Genomic DNA, 18,492 nt, shown 5'->3' with positions numbered 1-18,492 from the left:
CTCAGACCCGCTCACACCCCTGGAGCGGGCGTCAACGTAGACGAGACGGTGAGCTGATGGATCTCTTCGAATACCAGGCGAAGGAATTGTTCGCCAAGCATGGCGTACCCACCTCCGCCGGTCGTGTCACCGACACGGTCGCCGGAGCAACACAGATTGCCGAAGAAATCGGCAAGCCAGTAATGGTCAAGGCACAGGTCAAGGTCGGCGGCCGCGGCAAGGCCGGCGGAGTCAAGTACTCCAAGGACGTCGCAGCAGCAACCGAGAACGCAGAAGCGATTCTCGGACTCGACATCAAGGGCCATGTCGTCAAGAAGCTTCTCGTCGCAGAGGCCTCCGACATCGCCGAGGAGTACTACATCTCCTTCCTGCTCGATCGCACCAACCGCACCTACCTCGCGATGTGTTCGGTCGAAGGTGGAGTCGAGATCGAGGTGACGGCGGAGGAGAACCCCGACGCACTCGCACGTATCCCCGTCGACGCAGTCAAGGGCGTCGACCTCGCGTTCGCACGTGAGATCGCCGAGAAGGGCAAGCTGCCCGCCGAGGTGCTCGACGCCGCTGCGGTGACCATCCAGAAGCTGTGGGAGGTCTTCATCAACGAAGACGCTCTCCTGGTCGAGGTCAACCCGCTGGTTCGCACCCCCGACGATCAGATCCTGGCTCTCGACGGCAAGGTCACGCTCGACGCCAACGCAGACTTCCGCCAGGCCGGCCACGCCGAGTTCGAGGACAAGGACGCAGCCGATCCCCTCGAGGCCAAGGCCAAGGAGAACGACCTCAACTACGTCAAGCTCGATGGACAGGTCGGCATCATCGGAAACGGTGCCGGACTGGTCATGTCGACCCTCGACGTCGTCGCCTACGCAGGCGAGGCACACGGCGGCGTCAAGCCCGCCAACTTCCTCGACATCGGCGGCGGAGCCTCGGCCGAGGTCATGGCCGCAGGCCTCGACGTCATCCTCGGTGACGAGCAGGTCAAGAGCGTGTTCGTCAACGTCTTCGGTGGCATCACCGCCTGTGACGCAGTGGCCAACGGCATCGTCGGCGCGCTGAAGAAGCTGGGCGACGACGCCAACAAGCCGCTGGTCGTCCGTCTCGACGGCAACAAGGTCGAAGAGGGCCGCAAGATTCTCGCCGACGCCGCGCACCCGCTGGTGACGCTCGCCGGAACCATGGACGAGGGCGCCGACAAGGCCGCCGAGCTGGCAGCGAAGTAGAGGAAACAATGTCTATCTTTCTGAACAAGGACAACAAGGTCATCGTCCAGGGCATCACCGGCGGCGAAGGCACCAAGCACACCGCCCTGATGCTCAAGGCCGGCACCCAGGTCGTCGGCGGCGTCAACGCACGCAAGGCCGGAACCACGGTCAAGCACGTCGACGCCCAGGGCAACGACATCGAACTGCCGGTGTTCGCATCGGTCGCCGAGGCCATGGAGAAGACCGGAGCCGACGTGTCCATCGCGTTCGTGCCGCCGGCATTCTCCAAGGACGCCATCGTCGAAGCGATCGACGCGGAGATCCCGCTGCTCGTCGTCATCACCGAGGGCATCCCCGTGCAGGACTCCGCGTACGCGTGGGCCTACAACGTGGAGAAGGGCAAGAAGACCCGCATCATCGGCCCGAACTGCCCCGGAATCATCACTCCCGGTGAGGCATTGGTCGGCATCACGCCCGCCAACATCTCGGGAACCGGCCCCATCGGCCTGGTCTCCAAGAGTGGCACGCTGACCTACCAGATGATGTTCGAGCTCCGCGACTTCGGATTCTCGACGGCCATCGGCATCGGCGGCGACCCGGTCATCGGAACCACCCACATCGACGCCATCGAGGCGTTCGAGGCGGACCCCGACACCAAGATCATCGTCATGATCGGTGAGATCGGCGGCGACGCCGAAGAGCGTGCAGCCGATTACATCAAGGCCAACGTGACCAAGCCGGTCGTCGGCTACGTTGCAGGCTTCACCGCTCCCGAGGGCAAGACCATGGGCCACGCAGGTGCCATTGTCTCCGGCTCGCTGGGAACGGCGCAGGCGAAGAAGGACGCACTCGAGGCCGCAGGCGTCAAGGTCGGCAAGACGCCGTCCGAAACTGCTGCCCTCGCGCGCGAAATCCTGGAATCGCTGTCCGTCAAGTAGGACTCGCTTCTGAAAGAGCCCGCCACCGATTTCGGTGGCGGGCTTTTTTGCGCTCCCGGTTCGCGTGAATGAACCACTGCATACGTCTGGGCGCGGCAATGTCACATTCACGCGGTGCGTGCACACCAGTGGACTAGGTTGACCCCCGTGCACAACATCTTTACCACTGCCTTTGTGACGGTCCATCGGCTCTACATCAAGAAGGTCGAGCGAAAGGGCCGAACCGCAGCGGAGGTCGACGAGATCATTCGGTGGTTCACCGGATTCGACCAACAGACTCTTCAACACCATCTCGAGGCCGAGACGACGTTCGAGGACTTCTTCGCGGCAGCGAACCTGAACCCGAACGCGACCCTGATCACCGGAGTCGTCTGCGGCATTCGCGTCGAGACTGTCGAGGACCCGTTGATGAAGAAAATCCGACTACTGGACAAGTTGATCGACGAGTTGGCCAAGGGCAAGGCGATGGAGAAAATTCTGCGCGAATGACCGTTGTTCAGTAAATCGAATGAGTGAGAGTTGCGGTGTAGGTGTCGGCGAGCAGATTGTCGTTGGGGACCATAATGGTGATCGTTGCCGTCCAATCGGTCAGGCACGCCACGCCTCCACCGGTTTTCGCATCGACCGGCGTCGCAGTAAGTTTCGGTATGTTCACGCTCGGTGACTTCTTCAGAGGCAGCAACGCGATGGGCGCGCAATTGGTCTCGGGTGCAGAATAGGTAGCGTTCGGGGTCACCGTTCTCCCAGTGTCCCGCCCGCGAAACGGCGACAGACTCACCGTGGTAGTCCAGTTGCCGAGCGCGCTGACCACTGCGAATTTCATATTGCCCGCCCACGGAATTCCCGGAGTGAGCGCACCCTGTCCTGCTTGGGGCAGCAAGTCTCCGGTCACCTTCAGATCGAGCAGACTGTCGGCGGCCGCCGCCGCGCGCGCTGCCGGAACAGGTGATGGGGCGGAGCCGGTCGCAGTCGCGATCGGAACCGTAGGAACCGTCGTTGTCGTCGTGTCGGTTGTCGGTGACACGGCTGGCCCTGTTGTGGGCAGCTCGAAAGTCGGTACGGCGCTCGATGTTTCGGTCGGTGCGCTGGACACAGCATCCGTCGTGGTCGTGGTCGTGGTCGTGGTCGTCGTCGGCATGGTTGTTGCGGGTGGTGCCGGAGCATCAGTGGTGGCGATCTGGACCGGAGGGGTCGAGGCGGTCGTGTCGGTGGTCGTGCATGCCGGTGTCGGAACCGCTGTGGTGGTGGTCGGCACGGGACTTGTGGTCGTCGTAGGTGTGACGACGCAATTCTGTTCTGCTGCAGGGGGATCTGCCAATTGTTGCGCAGACGCCGCCGGGTTGGCGGTGGCTGCAAGAACCACCGCCAACCCGACAGCTACCACGAGACGTCGCATCTCAACTGATCTTTCGTCGCCGCATCACCACGACGACCGCAACTGCGATCGCGACGGCGACCAGCGCGGCGAGTCCCCAGATCCACACAGGAACACCGGAATCCGACGATGTTCCCGCCGCCGTGACCGAGCCCTGATCAGGGAACGTCAACTCGACGGCCGATGTCTTGCTCACCAACCCGCTCGTGATGGTCACGGCCGCCTGCCACGGTCCCGCTGGAAGCGCGGGGTCGAGCGTGAACGTGACGCTTCCCGATTGCCCTGGCGCGATAGATCCGCTCGAACCCTTCACCGGCGCAGTCGAAATCCCGCCGGGACCGCCCGAAAGCTCCACGGTTCCGCTCGGGTCGAGGGCGCGGCCGCCGGTGTTGGTGATGTTTGCGACGACCTGTGGGGTACCCGATTCGTTGCGTGACGCCACGACATCGCCGATTTCCAGATCGGCGGCCGGTCCGTTCCCGGCTCCGACCGAGAGATAAGTGCGAATGCCGGCGCGGCTCACGTTCTGGATACCTGTTCCATTCGAGGGCCCAGCAGTTTCCGCCCACACCACAGCGTACTGCTCACCCTCGGGTGCGTCCGAGGGAACTGCGATGGTGACGACTGCTTCGGCGACCGAGTTCGGTGCCAGGGTGACGTCCGTTGGCGTCACTGACATCCACGTTGTCAATTCGTTGACAGCCCTTCCGTCGCCGATTTGAAAACCGTCGTTGTTGTCGATATTTGCCGCTGCGGGATAAATGCTTACCTGTTCTTCCAGGCTGCTGCTGTTGCTGACTTCGATCCGCCTGGTGATAGTGGTTCCAGGCGGCAAGTTGTCGATTATGTAGGCCAGTGCTCGAGGATCGTCTTGTAGCGAGACCGGCGCTTCGAGCAGACGGATACCGATGTTGCCGGACGGTCCTGGGTCTGCTGGTTCTTGTGCGACTGCCGGGGCTCCAGCGACTGTCGCCAAAGCGACAGTCATTATTGCCACAACCCCGACAGTCGATCCCCGAAGAAATCGCATGCCAGCGATCAAGCCACCGAGTGGGTGACGGTGCCGGTGTAGACGCCAGCGATGACGTTCGACGGTAAGTTTACCGTGAGGTTGCCGGTCCACGTGGCGGTGTTTGCGCCTGACACACTGGTGGCAGCTTGAACAACTTTGGTGGCGTCGATGGCCTGAGATGCTGCGGCTGCGACCGTGGCTGTGCCTGTGACGACCGCAGTCGTCCCTGCGTAAAGCACTGATGTGGCGGGGATAGTAAGCGCATTGGGCAAAGCCTTGGTGAACGCTGTCGATACGGCCGATGCGTTCCAGTTGCTCACACCGAGGCGCAGGTCGGCGACGGTGACAGGGGTAATACCACCTGTTGCTTGGCTACCGGACACGATCAGTGCGGCCGCAGGGTTCGCGGTTATCGATATTGGGCCAGTGGCGACTGTGAAGGTGACTAGGGTGTCAGCTGCGTTCGAGACGGCGGGCGAGATGACGGCAGCGGCGAGTGCGCCTGCTACGGCGACGGTGGCAACGAGTGACTTGCGCATTGGGGGACGTCCTCTGGAGTGGCGGTGTTCAGACCCGCCGGTTTGTGGTTTGTATCACAATAATCGTCCGTGTTCTGGAACCGTTACAATTCTCGACTATCTGTCACGAAGATCTTTTAGGGCTTGCATAACGGGCTCGAAGTCGGGTCTGGTTCGGGACGGTAACTCCTACTCGTGAGACCGGAAAACTGCAGAATGCAGCGCGAGGTTGGCGCGAAAGCCGAGGAAACAGGTGCCAACTCCCAGAATCACGCTGATCCGAAGTGTGGTCACCGGCTCCGAGCGCGACTTCACTGTGCGTCATGACAACCACAGAAAATCGTGCACTCGCCAAGAACTGGCCCGACGCTCCGACTACCGCTGCAGGGTGGATCTCTCGCGCGGGTGAGGTCGCTCAGCTTCTCGCCGTGGACGCCGTCGCCCGTGACAAGGGTCGTGAGATTCCGTCCGCCGAGGTCCAATTGCTCAAGGACGCCGGGCTCGTCACCCTGCTCGGGCCTGTCGAACACGGCGGCGGCGGTCAGGATTGGCCGACGGCATACCAGGTGATTCGTACCGTCTCCAATGCCGACGGTTCCATCGGCCAGCTGCTGGGCTACCACCTTCTCTGGTTCTGGGCAGCCCGGTTGGTCGGCACGCCCGAGCAGATCGAGGTCGTCGAGGCCGATGCCACGAAGAACAAGTGGTTCTTCGGCGGTGCCGTCAATCCCCGCGACAACGACGTGTCGGTCACCGACGAGGGTGACACCATCGTGTTCGACGGTTCCAAGACTTTCTCCACCGGCAGCCGCGTCTCGGACGTGACCGTGCTCGAAGGTGCGCTCGCGGGCAGTACCGATCACGTGTTCGCCATTGTGCCGTCGAATATCGAGGGCCTGTCTTTCCACGACGACTGGGACAACATCGGCCAGCGTCAGACCGAGAGCGGCAGCGTGACCATCGACAAGGTTCGCGTCGACTGGGCCAGCGCAGCAGGATTCGTGGACAAAGCCTTTCAGCCACGCGTCTACAACACCCTGAATGTTCCGACCATCCAGCTGGTGTTCGTCAACTTCTACCTCGGAATCGCGAGGGGTGCTCTCGAGGAGGCGGCGTCGTACACCAAGGACAAGACTCGCGCATGGCTGCACAGCACCGTGGACAAGGCCGTCGACGAGCCGTACATCATCGACATCTACGGAGACCTGACGTCGAAGTTGTGGGCCGTCGAAGCCCTCGCCGATGCAGTTGCATTGGAGGGGCAAAAGATTCACGACAACGCGTGGAACGTCACCGCCGAGGAGCGCGGTGATCACGAGGTGCGAGTGGCCGCCGTCAAGGCTCGTGCCACCGAGGTCTCGCTCGAGATCACCTCGACGGTGTTCGAGGCGCTCGGCGCGCGTGCGACGGCCAGCAAGTACGGATTCGACCGCTTCTGGCGCAACGTGCGAACCCACACGCTGCACGATCCGGTCGCATACAAGCGACGTGAGGTCGGACGCTGGGTTCTCACGGGCGAGCTGCCCGAGCCCACCTGGTACTCGTAATCCCGACCATTCTGGCCCCGATCCGACCCCCGATTTCCGGATGAATGTGGCATCCACGCCATCTGACTGCATGGATGGCACATTCATCCGCTGAAGGAAGACGCACATGAGCACCGAAAAGATAGCCGACGCAATCAAATTCGCGTATTGGGTACCCAACGTCTCGGGTGGTCTGGTCACCAGCACCATCGAGCAACGCACCAGCTGGGATTACGAGTACAACAAGAAGCTGGCGCAGACTGCCGAGAACAACGGCTTCGAGTACGCGCTCAGTCAGGTGCGGTACGAGGCGAGTTACGGCGCGGAGTTCCAGCACGAATCCACCAGCTTCTCGCTCGCGCTCCTGCTGGCCACCGAGAGGTTGAAAGTCATTGCCGCCGTGCACCCCGGGCTGTGGCAACCGGCCGTGCTGGCCAAGCTCGGCGCGACCGCTGATCATCTGTCCAACGGCCGCTTCGCAGTGAACGTCGTCAGCGGTTGGTTCAAGGACGAGTTCACCCATCTGGGTGAACCGTGGCTCGAGCACGACGAAAGATACCGTCGCAGTGCCGAATTCCTGCAGGTACTGCGCAAGATCTGGACCGAGGACGACGTCGACTTCCGGGGTGACTTCTACCGGATCCACGACTTCACCCTCAAGCCGAAGCCACTGAACACTCCGGAACGGCCCAATCCCGAACTGTTTCAAGGTGGCAATTCGTCTGCAGCGCAGGAGAATGCCGGGCGGTACTCGGATTGGTACTTCAGCAACGGCAAGGATTTCGACGGCGTTACCGAGCAGCTCGACAACCTCAGGCGCGTCGCGCGTGATCATCAGCGTGAGGTCAAGTTCGGACTCAACGGCTTCATCATCGCGCGTGACACCGAGAAGGAAGCCCGAGACACCCTGCGCGAGATCATCGAGAAGGCGAACAAGCCTGCCGTCGAGGGCTTCAAGGGAGCAGTGCAACAGGCGGGAAATTCGACGGCCGACAAAAAGGGGATGTGGGCGGACTCGTCGTTCGAGGACCTCGTCCAGTACAACGACGGGTTCAAGACGCAGTTGATCGGAACGCCGGAGCAAGTGGCCGAGCGGATAGTGGCCTACCGTCGCCGCGGCGTCGACCTCATCCTCGGCGGCTTCCTGCACTTCCAGGAGGAAATCGAGTATTTCGGTGCGAAGATTCTCCCTCTCGTTCGTGAGCTCGAGGCGGCCGAGTCGAAGGACCAGGAGCTGGTCGCGGCCCGTTGACCTGGAGTGCCTGGATCGGTCGGGCCCGTGCAGTAGCGTGAATCGACAGGACCCGGCTCGTTGACCCTGGGTACGTAACTATCAGGATGAGGAGACGCGATGACCTACTCGCCCGGCAGCCCTGAAAACGGGGGCTCCAACCCTGGTGGCTACGGCGGAGGCGGACCGTCCTACGGTCCTCCCTCCTCGCCGAATCAGCCTCCGTCGCCTGCGCAGGGTCATGGTCAGGGCCAGCCGTTCCATCAGCCGTCGGTATCCAATCCGTTCGGGCCTCCCGTGCCGGGCACCTCGGCACCTGGCGCGCCGGGGACGTCGGGGCCCGGTTCTGCTGCCCCCGAACGCAAGTCGCCCGGATCGGGCCTGACGAACCTGCCTAGAATCCTCACCTTCGTGGTGCTCGGCCTCGGTATCGTCAACTTCCTGCTCGGTTTGCTCGATCTCGTCACTGCCGAAGTCAGCTCGGCGCAGGAGCTGCCGAGCAGCATCCAGACGTCGTTCAGCACCACCTTCTTCGCATCCGGTGGCAGCGCGGTATCGGTGGCGCTGTTGCTCGCGGCCGGCTTGATCGCAGGCGCGTCGCTGCTGCAGAAGGACGCCAAGAACCAGGCCGTGGTTGCCGCCTTGGCGATCAGCGGCTTCCTGGTGCTGGTCTTCCAGTCGTTCAGCCTGCCGAGCGCCGAGGGTAACGAGTTCGCCAGCACCACCAGCTCGCTCGGTATCGGCGCAATCCTGGTGCTGGTCCTCGGCTTCGTTCAGGCCGCGGCCGCTGTGGTCGCATTGCTGCTCGACGCGGGCATCGTCAAGGCTCCGGCCCCCAAGCCCGCCGGCTACGGCAGCCAGAACCAGCAGAACAGCCCGAACCAGCAGGGCGGCTACGGCCAGCAGAACCCGTACAACGCGCCCACGACATCGTTCGGCGGGCCGTCGCAGCCCCAGAACTACAGCAATCCGCCGGCCTACGGTCAGGCTCCGGGAACCCCGTCGAACTACGGTCAGGCTCCCAGCGGACAGTCGTCTGGTCAGCATTCGTACAGCCCCGGCGGGCAGCCGCCGTTCGGCGGTCAGTCGGCACCGAACACGTCGCCGCAGGGCGGCTACGCACCGCCGCCGTACACCGGTCCGAGCACTCCTGCCGCGGGCCAGGCGTACCCACCGAATCAGTACCAGTACGGTCAGCCGTCGTCGGGTTACGGCCAGCCGCCGAAGTCCGAGGAGCCCGCTTCGGGGGACCAGTCGACGCCCTACGGCGCGCCCACGCAGTCGTTCGGTGCCACTCCTGCCGCAGACGACGAGAACAAGCGCGACTGATTCAGGCATCACATCCACCTTCGCGGCGCGCCTGACCGGCGTGCCGCGAAGTTGATGCGACTCTCGTTGCGATGAGCGATCTACTGAACCGAGACACTCGACGCGCGGCTGCGAGGACTGCCCGGGTCGGCACCGGCCCGACGCCGGACCAGTCGCGCACGCTTGCCGCCGTCGCGTTCAAGACCTCCGGCCTGGTCGTGGTGATTGCGACGACCCTGGCTCTGGTCACGCTCGTCTCGGTGAACAGCGATCTCACCGGGACGCTCGGAGCGATCGCCGGCATGTGGTTTGCCGCGCATCTGGTTCCCCTGACCATCGGCGGAACGTCCCTCGGCGTCGCACCACTACTGCCAACCCTGATCATCGGCTGGTCCGTTGCTCGTACCGTCCACCGAGCGGTGGATCCGGACACCGATCGCCGCATGGTTCGGTGGGTGTTCGCCGCCTCGATGGCCGGTCCGCTCGCCGTCACCGCTATCGCGTTGGCCGTTGCCGGGGACGCGTCCACCGTCATCGGCCTGTCGAGTCCCCATGCTCTCGCGGCCTTCTCCTGGATAGCCGGCGTGCACGCGGCCGCGTCCGGAACCGGGTTGATCCTCGCCCGGTGGGATTCACTGGTGCTCCGCCGCGGTCTCCCGGACTGGGTTCGTGCCCTCGTCGCACCGTTCGTACGCGCACTCTCGATCCTCGTCGCAGGTGGCGCGGCCGTGGTCCTGCTCGCCCTGCTGGCCTCCTGGGAGACTGTGGGCGCACTGGTCGAAGGTGGCCGCGATGTCGTCGGAATGCTCGGCTTGACCGTTCTGTCGGTGCTCTATTTGCCCAATGTCCTGGTCGGTGCCCTCGCGGTGGCGACAGGGTCCACGGCCGGTCTCGGCGACGCGTCGGTGAGCCTGTTCGCGACCACCGGCGGCCCACTTCCGCCGTTGCCGATTCTGGCCGTTCTCCCCGAGGGCCCTGCGCAGACGATGTGGGTCGTCATGCTCGCCGTGCCCGTCGCTGCGGGGTTGTTGCTCGGCCGAGACTGCGCCATCCGCAGCGCCGACATCCAGGTCGCTGTGTCCTCGGTGTGGGTGGTAGCAGCTGCCGCCGGAGTGCTGGCAGCGCTGTTCGGATACGCCGCAGGTGGAAATCTCGGCACCTTCGGAACCGTCGAGGTGACCGTCTGGAGCTTCGGGCTGTTGACGTTTGCGTGGCTGGCCGTCGCCGGCACGATATCCGCGGCCATCGTCGTATGGCGTCGAGCAGATCCTGAACCCGAACCTGAACCTGGACCGACCCCGGTGGTGGTACCGGCCGCCGAGGTGGCGATCGAAGCTGCACCCGCCGAGGAGGAGGAAGACGAGCACGTCGAGGAGGTTGTCGAGGCGGAGGTCGTCGACGAGCCTGCGGTCGAGCCGGCCCAGGAACCAGCCGTCGAGACGACAGTCGATGCCGATACCGACGAACCGTTGGACGCCGAGATCGTCGCCCCGCCGGGGGACAAGGACGACGCGTCGAGCAGCACCGAGGATGGACCTGCCCGGTAGGGCTGCGGGGGTCAGCGACTAGGCTTTCTGCTGGCTCGAACGATCCCCTCGATACCTCAGGAGTAGTGCGCTGACTGCCTTGCGTGAGACACCCGCGCGGGTCGTCGTCCTCGCGTCGGGGACCGGCTCGCTGCTGCAGTCGCTCATCGACGCGACGGCGTCCGAGAGTTATCCCGCGCGCATCGTCGCTGTCGGAGTCGATCGAGATTGCGATGCGGCACGCCGTGCGGACGAGGCCGGAATTCCGAACTTTCGGATCGGGCTGCGGGACTTTGCCGATCGCGGCGAGTGGGACGTCGCCCTCACCGATACCGTGCTGAGCTTCGAGCCGGATCTGATCGTCACTGCCGGTTTCATGAAGATTCTGGGTGCGCGATTTCTCGAGGACTTCGCCGGACGCATCGTCAACACTCACCCCGCACTGCTGCCGTCGTTTCCGGGGGCGCACGCCGTTCGGGATGCACTCGATCACGGCGTCAAACTGACCGGTTCGACGGTTCATCTGGTCGATTCCGGCGTCGACACCGGGCCGATTCTGGCGCAGGAAGCCGTTCCCGTTCTCGATGGGGACGACGAAGCCGCGTTGCACGAACGCATCAAGACTGTCGAGCGGCGGTTGCTGATCGATGTGATCGCAGCCGTCGCCACCACAGGTGTCACCTCCGATGGACGAAAGGCTCAGATAATCCGATGAGTGAACGTAAAGCAGTGCGCCGCGCACTGGTCAGCGTCTACGACAAGACCGGACTGATCGAACTGGCGACCGGCTTGCACGGTGCGGGCGTCGCTCTGGTGTCCACCGGATCGACGGCGAGCAAGATCGCCGACGCCGGAATCCCGGTGACCAAGGTGGAGGACCTCACCGGATTCCCCGAGACCCTCGAGGGACGCGTCAAGACGCTGCATCCCCGGGTCCATGCCGGCGTGCTCGCCGATACCCGTAAGCCCGAGCATCTTTCGCAGCTCGAGGAACTGGGCATCGAGGCGTTCGAGCTCGTCGTGGTGAACCTGTATCCGTTCACCGAGACCGTCGCCAGTGGTGCGACCCCCGACGAATGCGTCGAACAGATCGACATCGGCGGGCCGTCGATGGTGCGTGCCGCGGCCAAGAATCACCCGTCGGTTGCCGTGGTGGTCGACCCCAACCGCTACGAGGACGTGCTGACTGCGGTCGCAGGCGGCGGATTCACTCTCGCCGAGCGGACTTCGCTTGCAGCACAGGCGTTTCAGCACACTGCCGCCTACGACGTCGCGGTGGCGTCGTGGATGAGCAATGTGCTCGTGGATTCCGACGAGCAGTTCCCGGCGTGGATCGGCGGAACCTGGGACCGCGCGGCCGTGCTTCGCTACGGCGAGAACCCGCACCAGGCCGCGGCGCTGTACGTCGATCCTGCGGGCACGGGCATCGCGCAGGCCGAGCAGCTGCACGGTAAAGAAATGTCGTACAACAACTTCACCGATTCCGATGCGGCCTGGCGGGCGGCCTTCGATCATGCCGAACCCACCGTGGCGATCATCAAGCACGCCAACCCGTGTGGCATCGCCGTCGGCAAGGACATCGCCGAGGCGCATCGCAAGGCGCACGCATGTGATCCGGTGAGCGCCTACGGCGGCGTCATCGCAGCCAACCGAGAGATCACCGTCGAGATGGCCGAGCAGGTGGCCGAGATCTTCACCGAGGTCATCATCGCGCCGTCCTACGCCGACGGTGCCCTCGGAGTGTTGCAGCGTAAGAAGAACATTCGCGTGCTGTTGGCGGAGGCGCCGCCCACGGCAGGCGTCGAGCTCAAGCCGATTTCGGGTGGCACACTGCTGCAGCAGCGCGACGTTCTCGATGCAGACGGCGACAATCCGGCCAACTGGACCCTCGCGGCCGGTGAGGCTGCCGACGAGCAGACGTTGAAGGATCTCGAATTCGCCTGGCGCGCAGGTAGAGCCGTCAAGTCCAACGCGATTCTGCTCGCCCACGACGGTGCGTCGGTCGGCGTCGGAATGGGCCAGGTCAACCGCGTCGACGCAGCCCATCTCGCGGTGCAGCGGGCGGGGGACCGCGCCGCCGGTTCGGTTGCGTCCTCGGATGCTTTCTTCCCGTTCCCCGACGGCTTGCAGGTCCTGATGAGCGCAGGTGTCAAAGCCGTTGTGCAGCCCGGTGGTTCGGTTCGCGACAACGAAGTGATCGCTGCCGCACAGGACGCAGGCGTGACGCTGTACCTGACGGGTTCGCGGCACTTCGCTCACTAGCCGCCACCGCCGAACTCGCAGTTAGGGATGGATTTCCGGCGAAATCCGTCCCTAACTTCGAGTTGGGCTAGACCTTCGCCCCGGCGGCTCGCAACTTGTCGCGAACCCGCGCTGCAACGCCCCACGGATCGGTGCGCAATTGCATCGCGCTCACGCGAATCACAGTCCAGCCGAGGGCTTCGAGTAGGTGTAGACGCTCGATGTCCCAGGCGCGTTGTCTCTCGTCGGCCCAATGCTGCTCACCGTCGTACTCCACCGCGACTTTCCAGCGTGCCCAGCCGATATCGATGCGTGCGAACACCCGCCCGTCCGGGCCCAACACCTCGATCTGAGTTTGCGGGCGAGGTAGGCCTGCGTCCATCAGCGCCAGTCTGGTGCGCGTCTCTTGTGGTGATTCCGCACCCGCGTCGACCATGGCGAGCACGGCCCTCAACTGAACGATTCCGCGGGCACCTCGATGGTTCTCGGCAAGCCGGGCGATGTCCGAGATGCCCACCCCGGTCGCGCGACACAGTGCGTCCAGCCGTGGCACGGCGGTTCCGAACGGCCTGCGTCGGCCGAGATCGTATGCAGTTCGTGCCGCCGTGGTGACCACCACGCCGTCGACAGTCTCGCTTTCTTCCGGTCGCAGCTCGTCGAAGTTGATGCGGAGGCCGGCGAACTTCCTACGATGTTCGGCCCAGATGAGCTCGGCATCGTGAGCTGCCGAGATCCAGCCCGATCCATGGATTGCCGCGGCACTGACGCCGGAGACCACTGCCATACGTCGGGAGTACAACCAGGCTGCCCGCGCCTTGGTCGGCGCATCCAGTTCACACCCCGGTTCGATGTAGACGTCACGGTAGATGCGCGTGTAGTGGCCTCGGAGCTGCTGGCGGGTGACCAATCCATTGGCCATTGCCTCGGATCCGACGAACGGTGCGCTGTCCATGCACGCACAGTGGCATCGAATCCGCGCCAAAAGCGGGCCGAGCGCTGGCTGTGGATGAACAAAAAAGTTGTCCACAGTTACACAGTTGTGCTCGACTTTCAGCCCAGGTGTGCATCGCCCGCCGAACTCGAAGTTATGGACGGAATCCGGCCGAATTTCGTCCATAACTTCGAGTTCGGCGGAGCTCTCGATGGCGGCAATTGCCAAACGCTCGTAGCGTGGAGAAGTGACCTCTACCAAACCTGGCATCTCCACTCTCGGCGAACTCAAGGCATCTGGACATCGGCAGCGGTCGATCAAGGAAGAACTGCGTGAAAATCTTCTGAAGGCATTGCGTGACGGCGAAGATCCGTGGCCGGGGATCGTCGGATTCGGCGGCACGGTGTTGCCGCAGTTCGAGCGGGCGATTCTGGCCGGTCACGACGTGGTGCTGCTCGGCGAGCGCGGGCAGGGTAAGACGCGACTGTTGCGCACCCTGAATCTGCTGCTCGACGAGTGGGTGCCCGTGATCGCCGGAGCGGAACTCGGCGAGCACCCGTACGAGCCCATTACTCCCGCCAGCATCCGTAGAACGAAAGAACTGGGCGACGACCTGCCCATCGAGTGGCGGCACCGCAGCGAACGGTACGCCGAGAAGCTCGCAACCCCGGATACGTCGGTGGCCGACCTCGTCGGTGATGTCGATCCGGTGAAGGTCGCCGAGGGCCGCAGCTTGGGCGACCCCGAGACCATTCACTTCGGACTCGTCCCGCGCAGCCACCGCGGCATCGTGGCGATCAACGAGCTTCCAGACCTCGCCGAGCGCATCCAGGTCTCACTGCTCAACGTCATGGAGGAGCGCGACATTCAGGTTCGCGGCTACACGCTGCGGCTGCCACTCGACGTCATGCTGGTGGCGAGCGCGAACCCCGAGGACTACACCAATCGCGGACGCATCATCACCCCGCTCAAGGACCGTTTCGGGGCCGAGATCAGGACGCACTACCCCCTCGAGCTGGACGACGAAGTAGCCGTCATCGATCAGGAAGCGGATCTTCAGGCCGCGGTCCCGACCTACCTGCTCGAGGTGCTCGCTCGCTTCACCCGACTGCTGCGCGAGTCGCCGTCGGTGGATCAGCGCTCCGGCGTGTCCGCTCGATTCGCGATCGCAGCTGCCGAAACCATCGCTGCCGCAGCTGTTCACCGTGCCGCGATCCTCGGTGAGGCCGAGCCCGTGGCCCGGCCGGTCGATCTCGGCACCATCATCGAGGTGCTGCGCGGCAAGGTCGAATTCGAGTCCGGTGAAGAAGGCCGCGAGATCGAGGTACTCGAACACATGCTGCGCCGCGCGACCGCCGATACCGTCCGGGCACATCTGGGCGGTATCAACCTCGCCGCGCTGGTGACGGCAGTCGAGACCGGTGAACCCATCGTCACCGGCGACCGCATCACCGCCAAGGCTCTGCTCGACGAGCTACCGGACGTCGAGGTCATCGGCGACATCCACGAACGGCTGAACGCCACCTCGGACGGCGAGAAGGCAGCCGCCGTCGAACTTGCACTCGAAGGCCTCTACCTCGCGCGTCGGATCTCGAAGGATCCCGACGACGACGGCCAGACGGTGTACAGCTGATGCGTCGTTCCAGATACGGGCGGTACCACGACGGGCCGGATCCGCTTGCGCCACCGGTGGATCTGCGCGAGGCGCTCGACGCCATCGGCGAGGACGTACTCGAAGGGGCATCGCCGCGGCGGGCATTGCAAGAGATGCTGCGGCGCGGGACGAAGAACATGCGCGGGCTCGACGACCTGGCTGCCCAGGCGGCCAAGCGTCGCCGAGATCTGCTGAAGAAGAACAACCTCGACGGCACGCTGCAGGAAGTGCGTGAGCTGCTGGACAAGGCTGTGCTCGAGGAGCGCAAGGCGTTGGCGCGCGCGCTCGACGACGATGCGCGGTTCCAGGAGATGCAGATCGGTGATCTATCACCGTCCACTGCCCAAGCTGTGCAGGAGCTCTCGGACTACGACTGGCGCTCCTCGGAGGGGCGCGAGAACTACGAGAAGATCAAGGATCTGCTCGGACGCGAGATGCTCGATCAGCGTTTTGCGGGCATGAAGCAGGCCCTCGAAGGTGCCACCGAGGAGGACCGGCAGGCCATCAGCGAGATGCTGAAGGACCTCAACGAATTGCTCGACGCCCACAACAAGGGTGAGGACACCGACGAGCAGTTCGACGAGTTCATGAACAAGCACGGTCAGCATTTTCCGGAGAATCCGAAGAATGTCGACGAGCTACTGGATTCGTTGGCGGAGAGGGCTGCGGCGGCGCAGCGGCTGCGGAACTCTCTGTCTCCCGAGCAGCGAGCCGAATTGGATGCGTTGGCGCAGCAGGCCTTCGGTGACTCGAACCTGTTGAATCAGCTCGATCAACTCGATCAGAACCTGCAGCAGGCCAGGCCCGGTGAGGATTGGGACGGCTCGCAGAACTTCCGCGGCGAGAACGGCATGGGTCTGGGCGACGGTACCGGCGCACTCCAGGACATCGCAGATCTCGAGAACCTGGGAAACCAGCTCTCGCAGCAGTACAACGGCGCGGCACTGGACGATATCGACGCCGACGCGTTGCTGAAGCAACTCGGGCCCGAGGCTGCAGCCGATGCGCGGATGCTCTCGGAGCTCGAAAAGGCGCTTCAGCAGCAGGGTTTCATGGACAAAGGTGCCGACGGGCAATGGCGTCTGTCACCCAAGGCGATGCGTCAGCTGGGGCAGTCCGCGCTGAAGGATGTCGCCGGAAAGCTGTCTCGACGCGGCGGCGAGCGGGACACTCGCAAGGCGGGTGCGATGGGCGAGCCCACCGGAGCGTCGCGGGCGTGGGAGTTCGGCGATACCGAACCGTGGGACGTGACCCGTACGGTGAACAATGCGGTACTGCGTTCAGCGGCAACAGGATCGGGCTTTCCGGTGCAGCTGCAGGTGACCGATGTGGAGATCAGCGAGACCGAGACCAGAACGCAGGCCGCGGTTGCCTTGCTGGTCGATACATCGTTCTCGATGGTGATGGACGGCCGCTGGGTGCCCATGAAGCGCACTGCACTCGCTCTCAACCATCTGGTCAGCACCAGATTCCGCGGGGACGATCTGCAGCTGATCGGATTCGGCAGGCACGCACAGACATTGACGGCGTCGGAGCTGGCGGGATTGGACGGTGCCTACGATCAGGGCACCAACCTGCACCATGCACTGATGCTGGCAGTACGTCACCTGCGGCGTCATCCCAATGCACAGCCGGTGGTGTTGATCGTCACCGACGGTGAGCCGACTGCTCACCTCGAGCCGGACGGCCATGCGTATTTCGACTATCCGCCGTCGTCGAAGACTCTGGGATTGACGGTGCGGGAGCTCGATACCGTCGCGAAACTCGGTGCGCAGGTGACGATCTTCCGGCTCGGTGACGATCCCGGCCTGGCCAGAGTTGTCGACAAGATGGCCGAACGAGTGGGTGGACGGGTCATCGCGCCGGATCTGGACGGATTGGGTGCGGCAGTGGTGACCGACTACCTCAAGCGTCGACGATCGTAGTTACTTCTCTGCGGCCTTGATGTCCACCGAGACTCCACCCCAGAATGCGAAGCCGGTGATGATGACGCGGGGTGCTCCGGGGTGGGCTGCACTGACGTGCTCGAAACCGCCCATGATGCCCATGCCGCGAACCTCCACGCTCACCCCGGGCGGCACGGTGACCTCGATGCCGCCCATGATGGCCACGCAGTTGATGGTGGTGTCCGCTGCGGAGAACGAGGCCCGTCGCAGGTCGAGCTCGACGCCGCCCCAGAAGGCGAACGCGTCGATTCGCGGCGCGGCGGTCCAGTCTCCCTTGCGTACGGCACCACTCATGATGGCGATCACGCGGTCGTTCGAGGGACCGCCGGACGGTGCGGATGTGGGAGGCGGAGAGAGTGCCAGGTCGCCGGTGAGCAGATCGAGTTCGCCGTAGGTTTTGGCCTGGTACACCGCGGCGGTGCGTTCGTCGTACTCGCTCACGGTGAGTTGGCCGTTCGCAAAAGCATCGCTGAGCAGCTGTGCGACCAGATTTCTGTCTGCGTCGGCAGCGCGGACGAGGCTTCGATCTCGGTCGGGGAGATGATCGCTCACCGCTCGGACCCTACCTGCGTGGCGGTCAGGCCGCATTCAGGATTGTGCGGCTACCGAGTGGCGATGCCAATGTCATCTGCATGGTGGCGTAGACGGCAACCATGATGCAGGACTTGTCGGCAGCGTCGGGCCTGGTGCCGGTACGCAACTCGACGGTCACCGTCGAGTCGGTCTCGGTCACCGTGGCGTCGGCCCCGTAGCACTCGGGAGTGCCGGTGACGAAGTGCACGGCGATGGTGTTGGGGGAGACCTGACTCCACGACTCGAAGGGAGTGGTGGTGGCACCGATCAGGTCAGGAGTCGGCTCGAACATCGTGCCGACGTCGCCGACAGGAACCTCGTGTGGAACCGGAGGCGGGCTGGGCTGCTGGATGTGGCCGACGGGTGTGGTGACACCGAGCGTGGGCGCCGTGTCCTCGTCGCTGCCGGAGGCCGTACTGCAGCCCGCCAGCAGCAGGCACAACATGACACCTGCAGCGAGAAACCTCATACCGACCAAGCTAGCGCCGGGAGCTGAGGAGAACCTTTGTGT

At 64.1% G+C, this 18,492-nt stretch carries 17 protein-coding genes; 11 read left to right on the top strand and 6 right to left on the bottom strand.

Annotated elements, in window-relative coordinates; translation table 11 throughout:
* The first annotated feature begins 56 nt into the window (after positions 1 to 56).
* The 3 genes from sucC to ASG84_RS22495 all read left to right on the top strand — a co-directional run bounded on the left by sucC (position 57) and on the right by ASG84_RS22495 (position 2,629).
* Positions 57 to 1,220, top strand: a complete 1,164-nt coding sequence (gene sucC / locus ASG84_RS22505) for an ADP-forming succinate--CoA ligase subunit beta (RefSeq protein WP_032377331.1) — start codon at positions 57 to 59, stop codon at positions 1,218 to 1,220.
* Between the two features lie 8 nt (positions 1,221 to 1,228).
* Complete coding sequence (sucD, locus tag ASG84_RS22500) at positions 1,229 to 2,140, top strand: succinate--CoA ligase subunit alpha (RefSeq protein WP_057479197.1); 912 nt, start codon at positions 1,229 to 1,231, stop codon at positions 2,138 to 2,140.
* A 147-nt stretch (positions 2,141 to 2,287) separates the two neighbouring features.
* The gene (locus ASG84_RS22495; RefSeq protein ID WP_057479196.1) at positions 2,288 to 2,629 is read left to right on the top strand and encodes a DUF2200 domain-containing protein; all 342 of its coding nucleotides are present in this window, start codon (positions 2,288 to 2,290) and stop codon (positions 2,627 to 2,629) included.
* A gap of 7 nt (positions 2,630 to 2,636) precedes the next feature.
* Here the strand turns inward: ASG84_RS22495 and ASG84_RS22490 are convergent, their stop codons facing one another.
* From ASG84_RS22490 to ASG84_RS22480, 3 genes are all read right to left on the bottom strand, one after another.
* Positions 2,637 to 3,536, bottom strand: coding sequence for a hypothetical protein (locus ASG84_RS22490; protein WP_057479195.1), 900 nt, complete (start codon positions 3,534 to 3,536; stop codon positions 2,637 to 2,639).
* A 1-nt stretch (position 3,537) separates the two neighbouring features.
* Positions 3,538 to 4,188 carry a hypothetical protein gene (locus ASG84_RS22485; RefSeq protein WP_235581796.1) on the bottom strand — a complete coding sequence of 217 codons (651 nt, stop codon included), beginning with the start codon at positions 4,186 to 4,188 and terminating at the stop codon, positions 3,538 to 3,540.
* Positions 4,189 to 4,553: 365 nt separating this feature from the next.
* Positions 4,554 to 5,066 carry a hypothetical protein gene (locus tag ASG84_RS22480; protein WP_057479193.1) on the bottom strand — a complete coding sequence of 171 codons (513 nt, stop codon included), beginning with the start codon at positions 5,064 to 5,066 and terminating at the stop codon, positions 4,554 to 4,556.
* A gap of 302 nt (positions 5,067 to 5,368) precedes the next feature.
* Between ASG84_RS22480 and ASG84_RS22475 the strand changes: the two genes are divergently transcribed.
* From ASG84_RS22475 to purH, 6 genes are all read left to right on the top strand, one after another.
* Positions 5,369 to 6,592 (top strand): acyl-CoA dehydrogenase family protein, encoded by a 1,224-nt coding sequence (locus ASG84_RS22475; protein ID WP_057479192.1) that lies wholly within the window; start codon positions 5,369 to 5,371, stop codon positions 6,590 to 6,592.
* Between the two features lie 106 nt (positions 6,593 to 6,698).
* Positions 6,699 to 7,823, top strand: a complete 1,125-nt coding sequence (gene sfnG / locus ASG84_RS22470; RefSeq protein WP_057479191.1) for a dimethylsulfone monooxygenase SfnG — start codon at positions 6,699 to 6,701, stop codon at positions 7,821 to 7,823.
* A 99-nt stretch (positions 7,824 to 7,922) separates the two neighbouring features.
* Entirely contained in the window at positions 7,923 to 9,131 is a 1,209-nt protein-coding gene (locus ASG84_RS22465) for a DUF5336 domain-containing protein (RefSeq protein ID WP_082521156.1), read from the top strand.
* Between the two features lie 71 nt (positions 9,132 to 9,202).
* Positions 9,203 to 10,657, top strand: a complete 1,455-nt coding sequence (locus tag ASG84_RS22460; protein WP_156399664.1) for a cell division protein PerM — start codon at positions 9,203 to 9,205, stop codon at positions 10,655 to 10,657.
* 70 nt (positions 10,658 to 10,727) lie between these two features.
* Positions 10,728 to 11,351 carry a phosphoribosylglycinamide formyltransferase gene (gene purN / locus ASG84_RS22455; protein ID WP_327213104.1) on the top strand — a complete coding sequence of 208 codons (624 nt, stop codon included), beginning with the start codon at positions 10,728 to 10,730 and terminating at the stop codon, positions 11,349 to 11,351.
* Complete coding sequence (gene purH / locus ASG84_RS22450) at positions 11,348 to 12,898, top strand: bifunctional phosphoribosylaminoimidazolecarboxamide formyltransferase/IMP cyclohydrolase (RefSeq protein ID WP_057479188.1); 1,551 nt, start codon at positions 11,348 to 11,350, stop codon at positions 12,896 to 12,898. The genes purN and purH overlap by 4 nt, the downstream gene beginning before the upstream one ends.
* 67 nt (positions 12,899 to 12,965) lie before the next feature.
* Here the strand turns inward: purH and ASG84_RS22445 are convergent, their stop codons facing one another.
* Complete coding sequence (locus ASG84_RS22445) at positions 12,966 to 13,829, bottom strand: DUF559 domain-containing protein (protein ID WP_057479187.1); 864 nt, start codon at positions 13,827 to 13,829, stop codon at positions 12,966 to 12,968.
* A gap of 226 nt (positions 13,830 to 14,055) precedes the next feature.
* On the opposite strand from ASG84_RS22445, the gene ASG84_RS22440 reads away from it, so the two are divergent.
* Positions 14,056 to 15,441, top strand: coding sequence for a sigma 54-interacting transcriptional regulator (locus ASG84_RS22440; RefSeq protein ID WP_057479186.1), 1,386 nt, complete (start codon positions 14,056 to 14,058; stop codon positions 15,439 to 15,441).
* Positions 15,441 to 17,387 carry a vWA domain-containing protein gene (locus ASG84_RS22435; protein WP_057479185.1) on the top strand — a complete coding sequence of 649 codons (1,947 nt, stop codon included), beginning with the start codon at positions 15,441 to 15,443 and terminating at the stop codon, positions 17,385 to 17,387. The genes ASG84_RS22440 and ASG84_RS22435 overlap by 1 nt, the downstream gene beginning before the upstream one ends.
* Here ASG84_RS22435 and ASG84_RS22430 read toward each other — a convergent pair whose 3' ends face one another.
* Positions 17,388 to 17,960 carry a DUF1707 SHOCT-like domain-containing protein gene (locus tag ASG84_RS22430; RefSeq protein WP_057479184.1) on the bottom strand — a complete coding sequence of 191 codons (573 nt, stop codon included), beginning with the start codon at positions 17,958 to 17,960 and terminating at the stop codon, positions 17,388 to 17,390.
* A gap of 25 nt (positions 17,961 to 17,985) precedes the next feature.
* Entirely contained in the window at positions 17,986 to 18,450 is a 465-nt protein-coding gene (locus tag ASG84_RS22425; RefSeq protein ID WP_057479183.1) for a hypothetical protein, read from the bottom strand.
* Between the last annotated feature and the right edge of the window lie 42 nt (positions 18,451 to 18,492).

Origin of the sequence: Rhodococcus sp. Leaf278, from assembly GCF_001426085.1 — a bacterium.
Classification (GTDB): domain Bacteria; phylum Actinomycetota; class Actinomycetes; order Mycobacteriales; family Mycobacteriaceae; genus Rhodococcoides.
Note: the sequence above shows the minus strand (reverse complement) of the source record. Positions and strands in the feature narration are given on the sequence as shown.

Excerpts from the sequence above, each read along its gene's own strand:
- sucC (WP_032377331.1), top strand. The coding sequence starts at position 57 with ATGGATCTCTTCGAATACCAGGCGAAGGAATTGTTCGCCAAGCATGGC.
- sucD (WP_057479197.1), top strand. The coding sequence starts at position 1,229 with ATGTCTATCTTTCTGAACAAGGACAACAAGGTCATCGTCCAGGGCATC.
- ASG84_RS22490 (WP_057479195.1), bottom strand. The coding sequence starts at position 3,536 with ATGCGACGTCTCGTGGTAGCTGTCGGGTTGGCGGTGGTTCTTGCAGCC.
- ASG84_RS22480 (WP_057479193.1), bottom strand. The coding sequence starts at position 5,066 with ATGCGCAAGTCACTCGTTGCCACCGTCGCCGTAGCAGGCGCACTCGCC.
- ASG84_RS22475 (WP_057479192.1), top strand. The coding sequence starts at position 5,369 with ATGACAACCACAGAAAATCGTGCACTCGCCAAGAACTGGCCCGACGCT.
- sfnG (WP_057479191.1), top strand. The coding sequence starts at position 6,699 with ATGAGCACCGAAAAGATAGCCGACGCAATCAAATTCGCGTATTGGGTA.
- ASG84_RS22465 (WP_082521156.1), top strand. The coding sequence starts at position 7,923 with ATGACCTACTCGCCCGGCAGCCCTGAAAACGGGGGCTCCAACCCTGGT.
- ASG84_RS22460 (WP_156399664.1), top strand. The coding sequence starts at position 9,203 with ATGAGCGATCTACTGAACCGAGACACTCGACGCGCGGCTGCGAGGACT.
- purH (WP_057479188.1), top strand. The coding sequence starts at position 11,348 with ATGAGTGAACGTAAAGCAGTGCGCCGCGCACTGGTCAGCGTCTACGAC.
- ASG84_RS22445 (WP_057479187.1), bottom strand. The coding sequence starts at position 13,829 with ATGGACAGCGCACCGTTCGTCGGATCCGAGGCAATGGCCAATGGATTG.
- ASG84_RS22435 (WP_057479185.1), top strand. The coding sequence starts at position 15,441 with ATGCGTCGTTCCAGATACGGGCGGTACCACGACGGGCCGGATCCGCTT.
- ASG84_RS22425 (WP_057479183.1), bottom strand. The coding sequence starts at position 18,450 with ATGAGGTTTCTCGCTGCAGGTGTCATGTTGTGCCTGCTGCTGGCGGGC.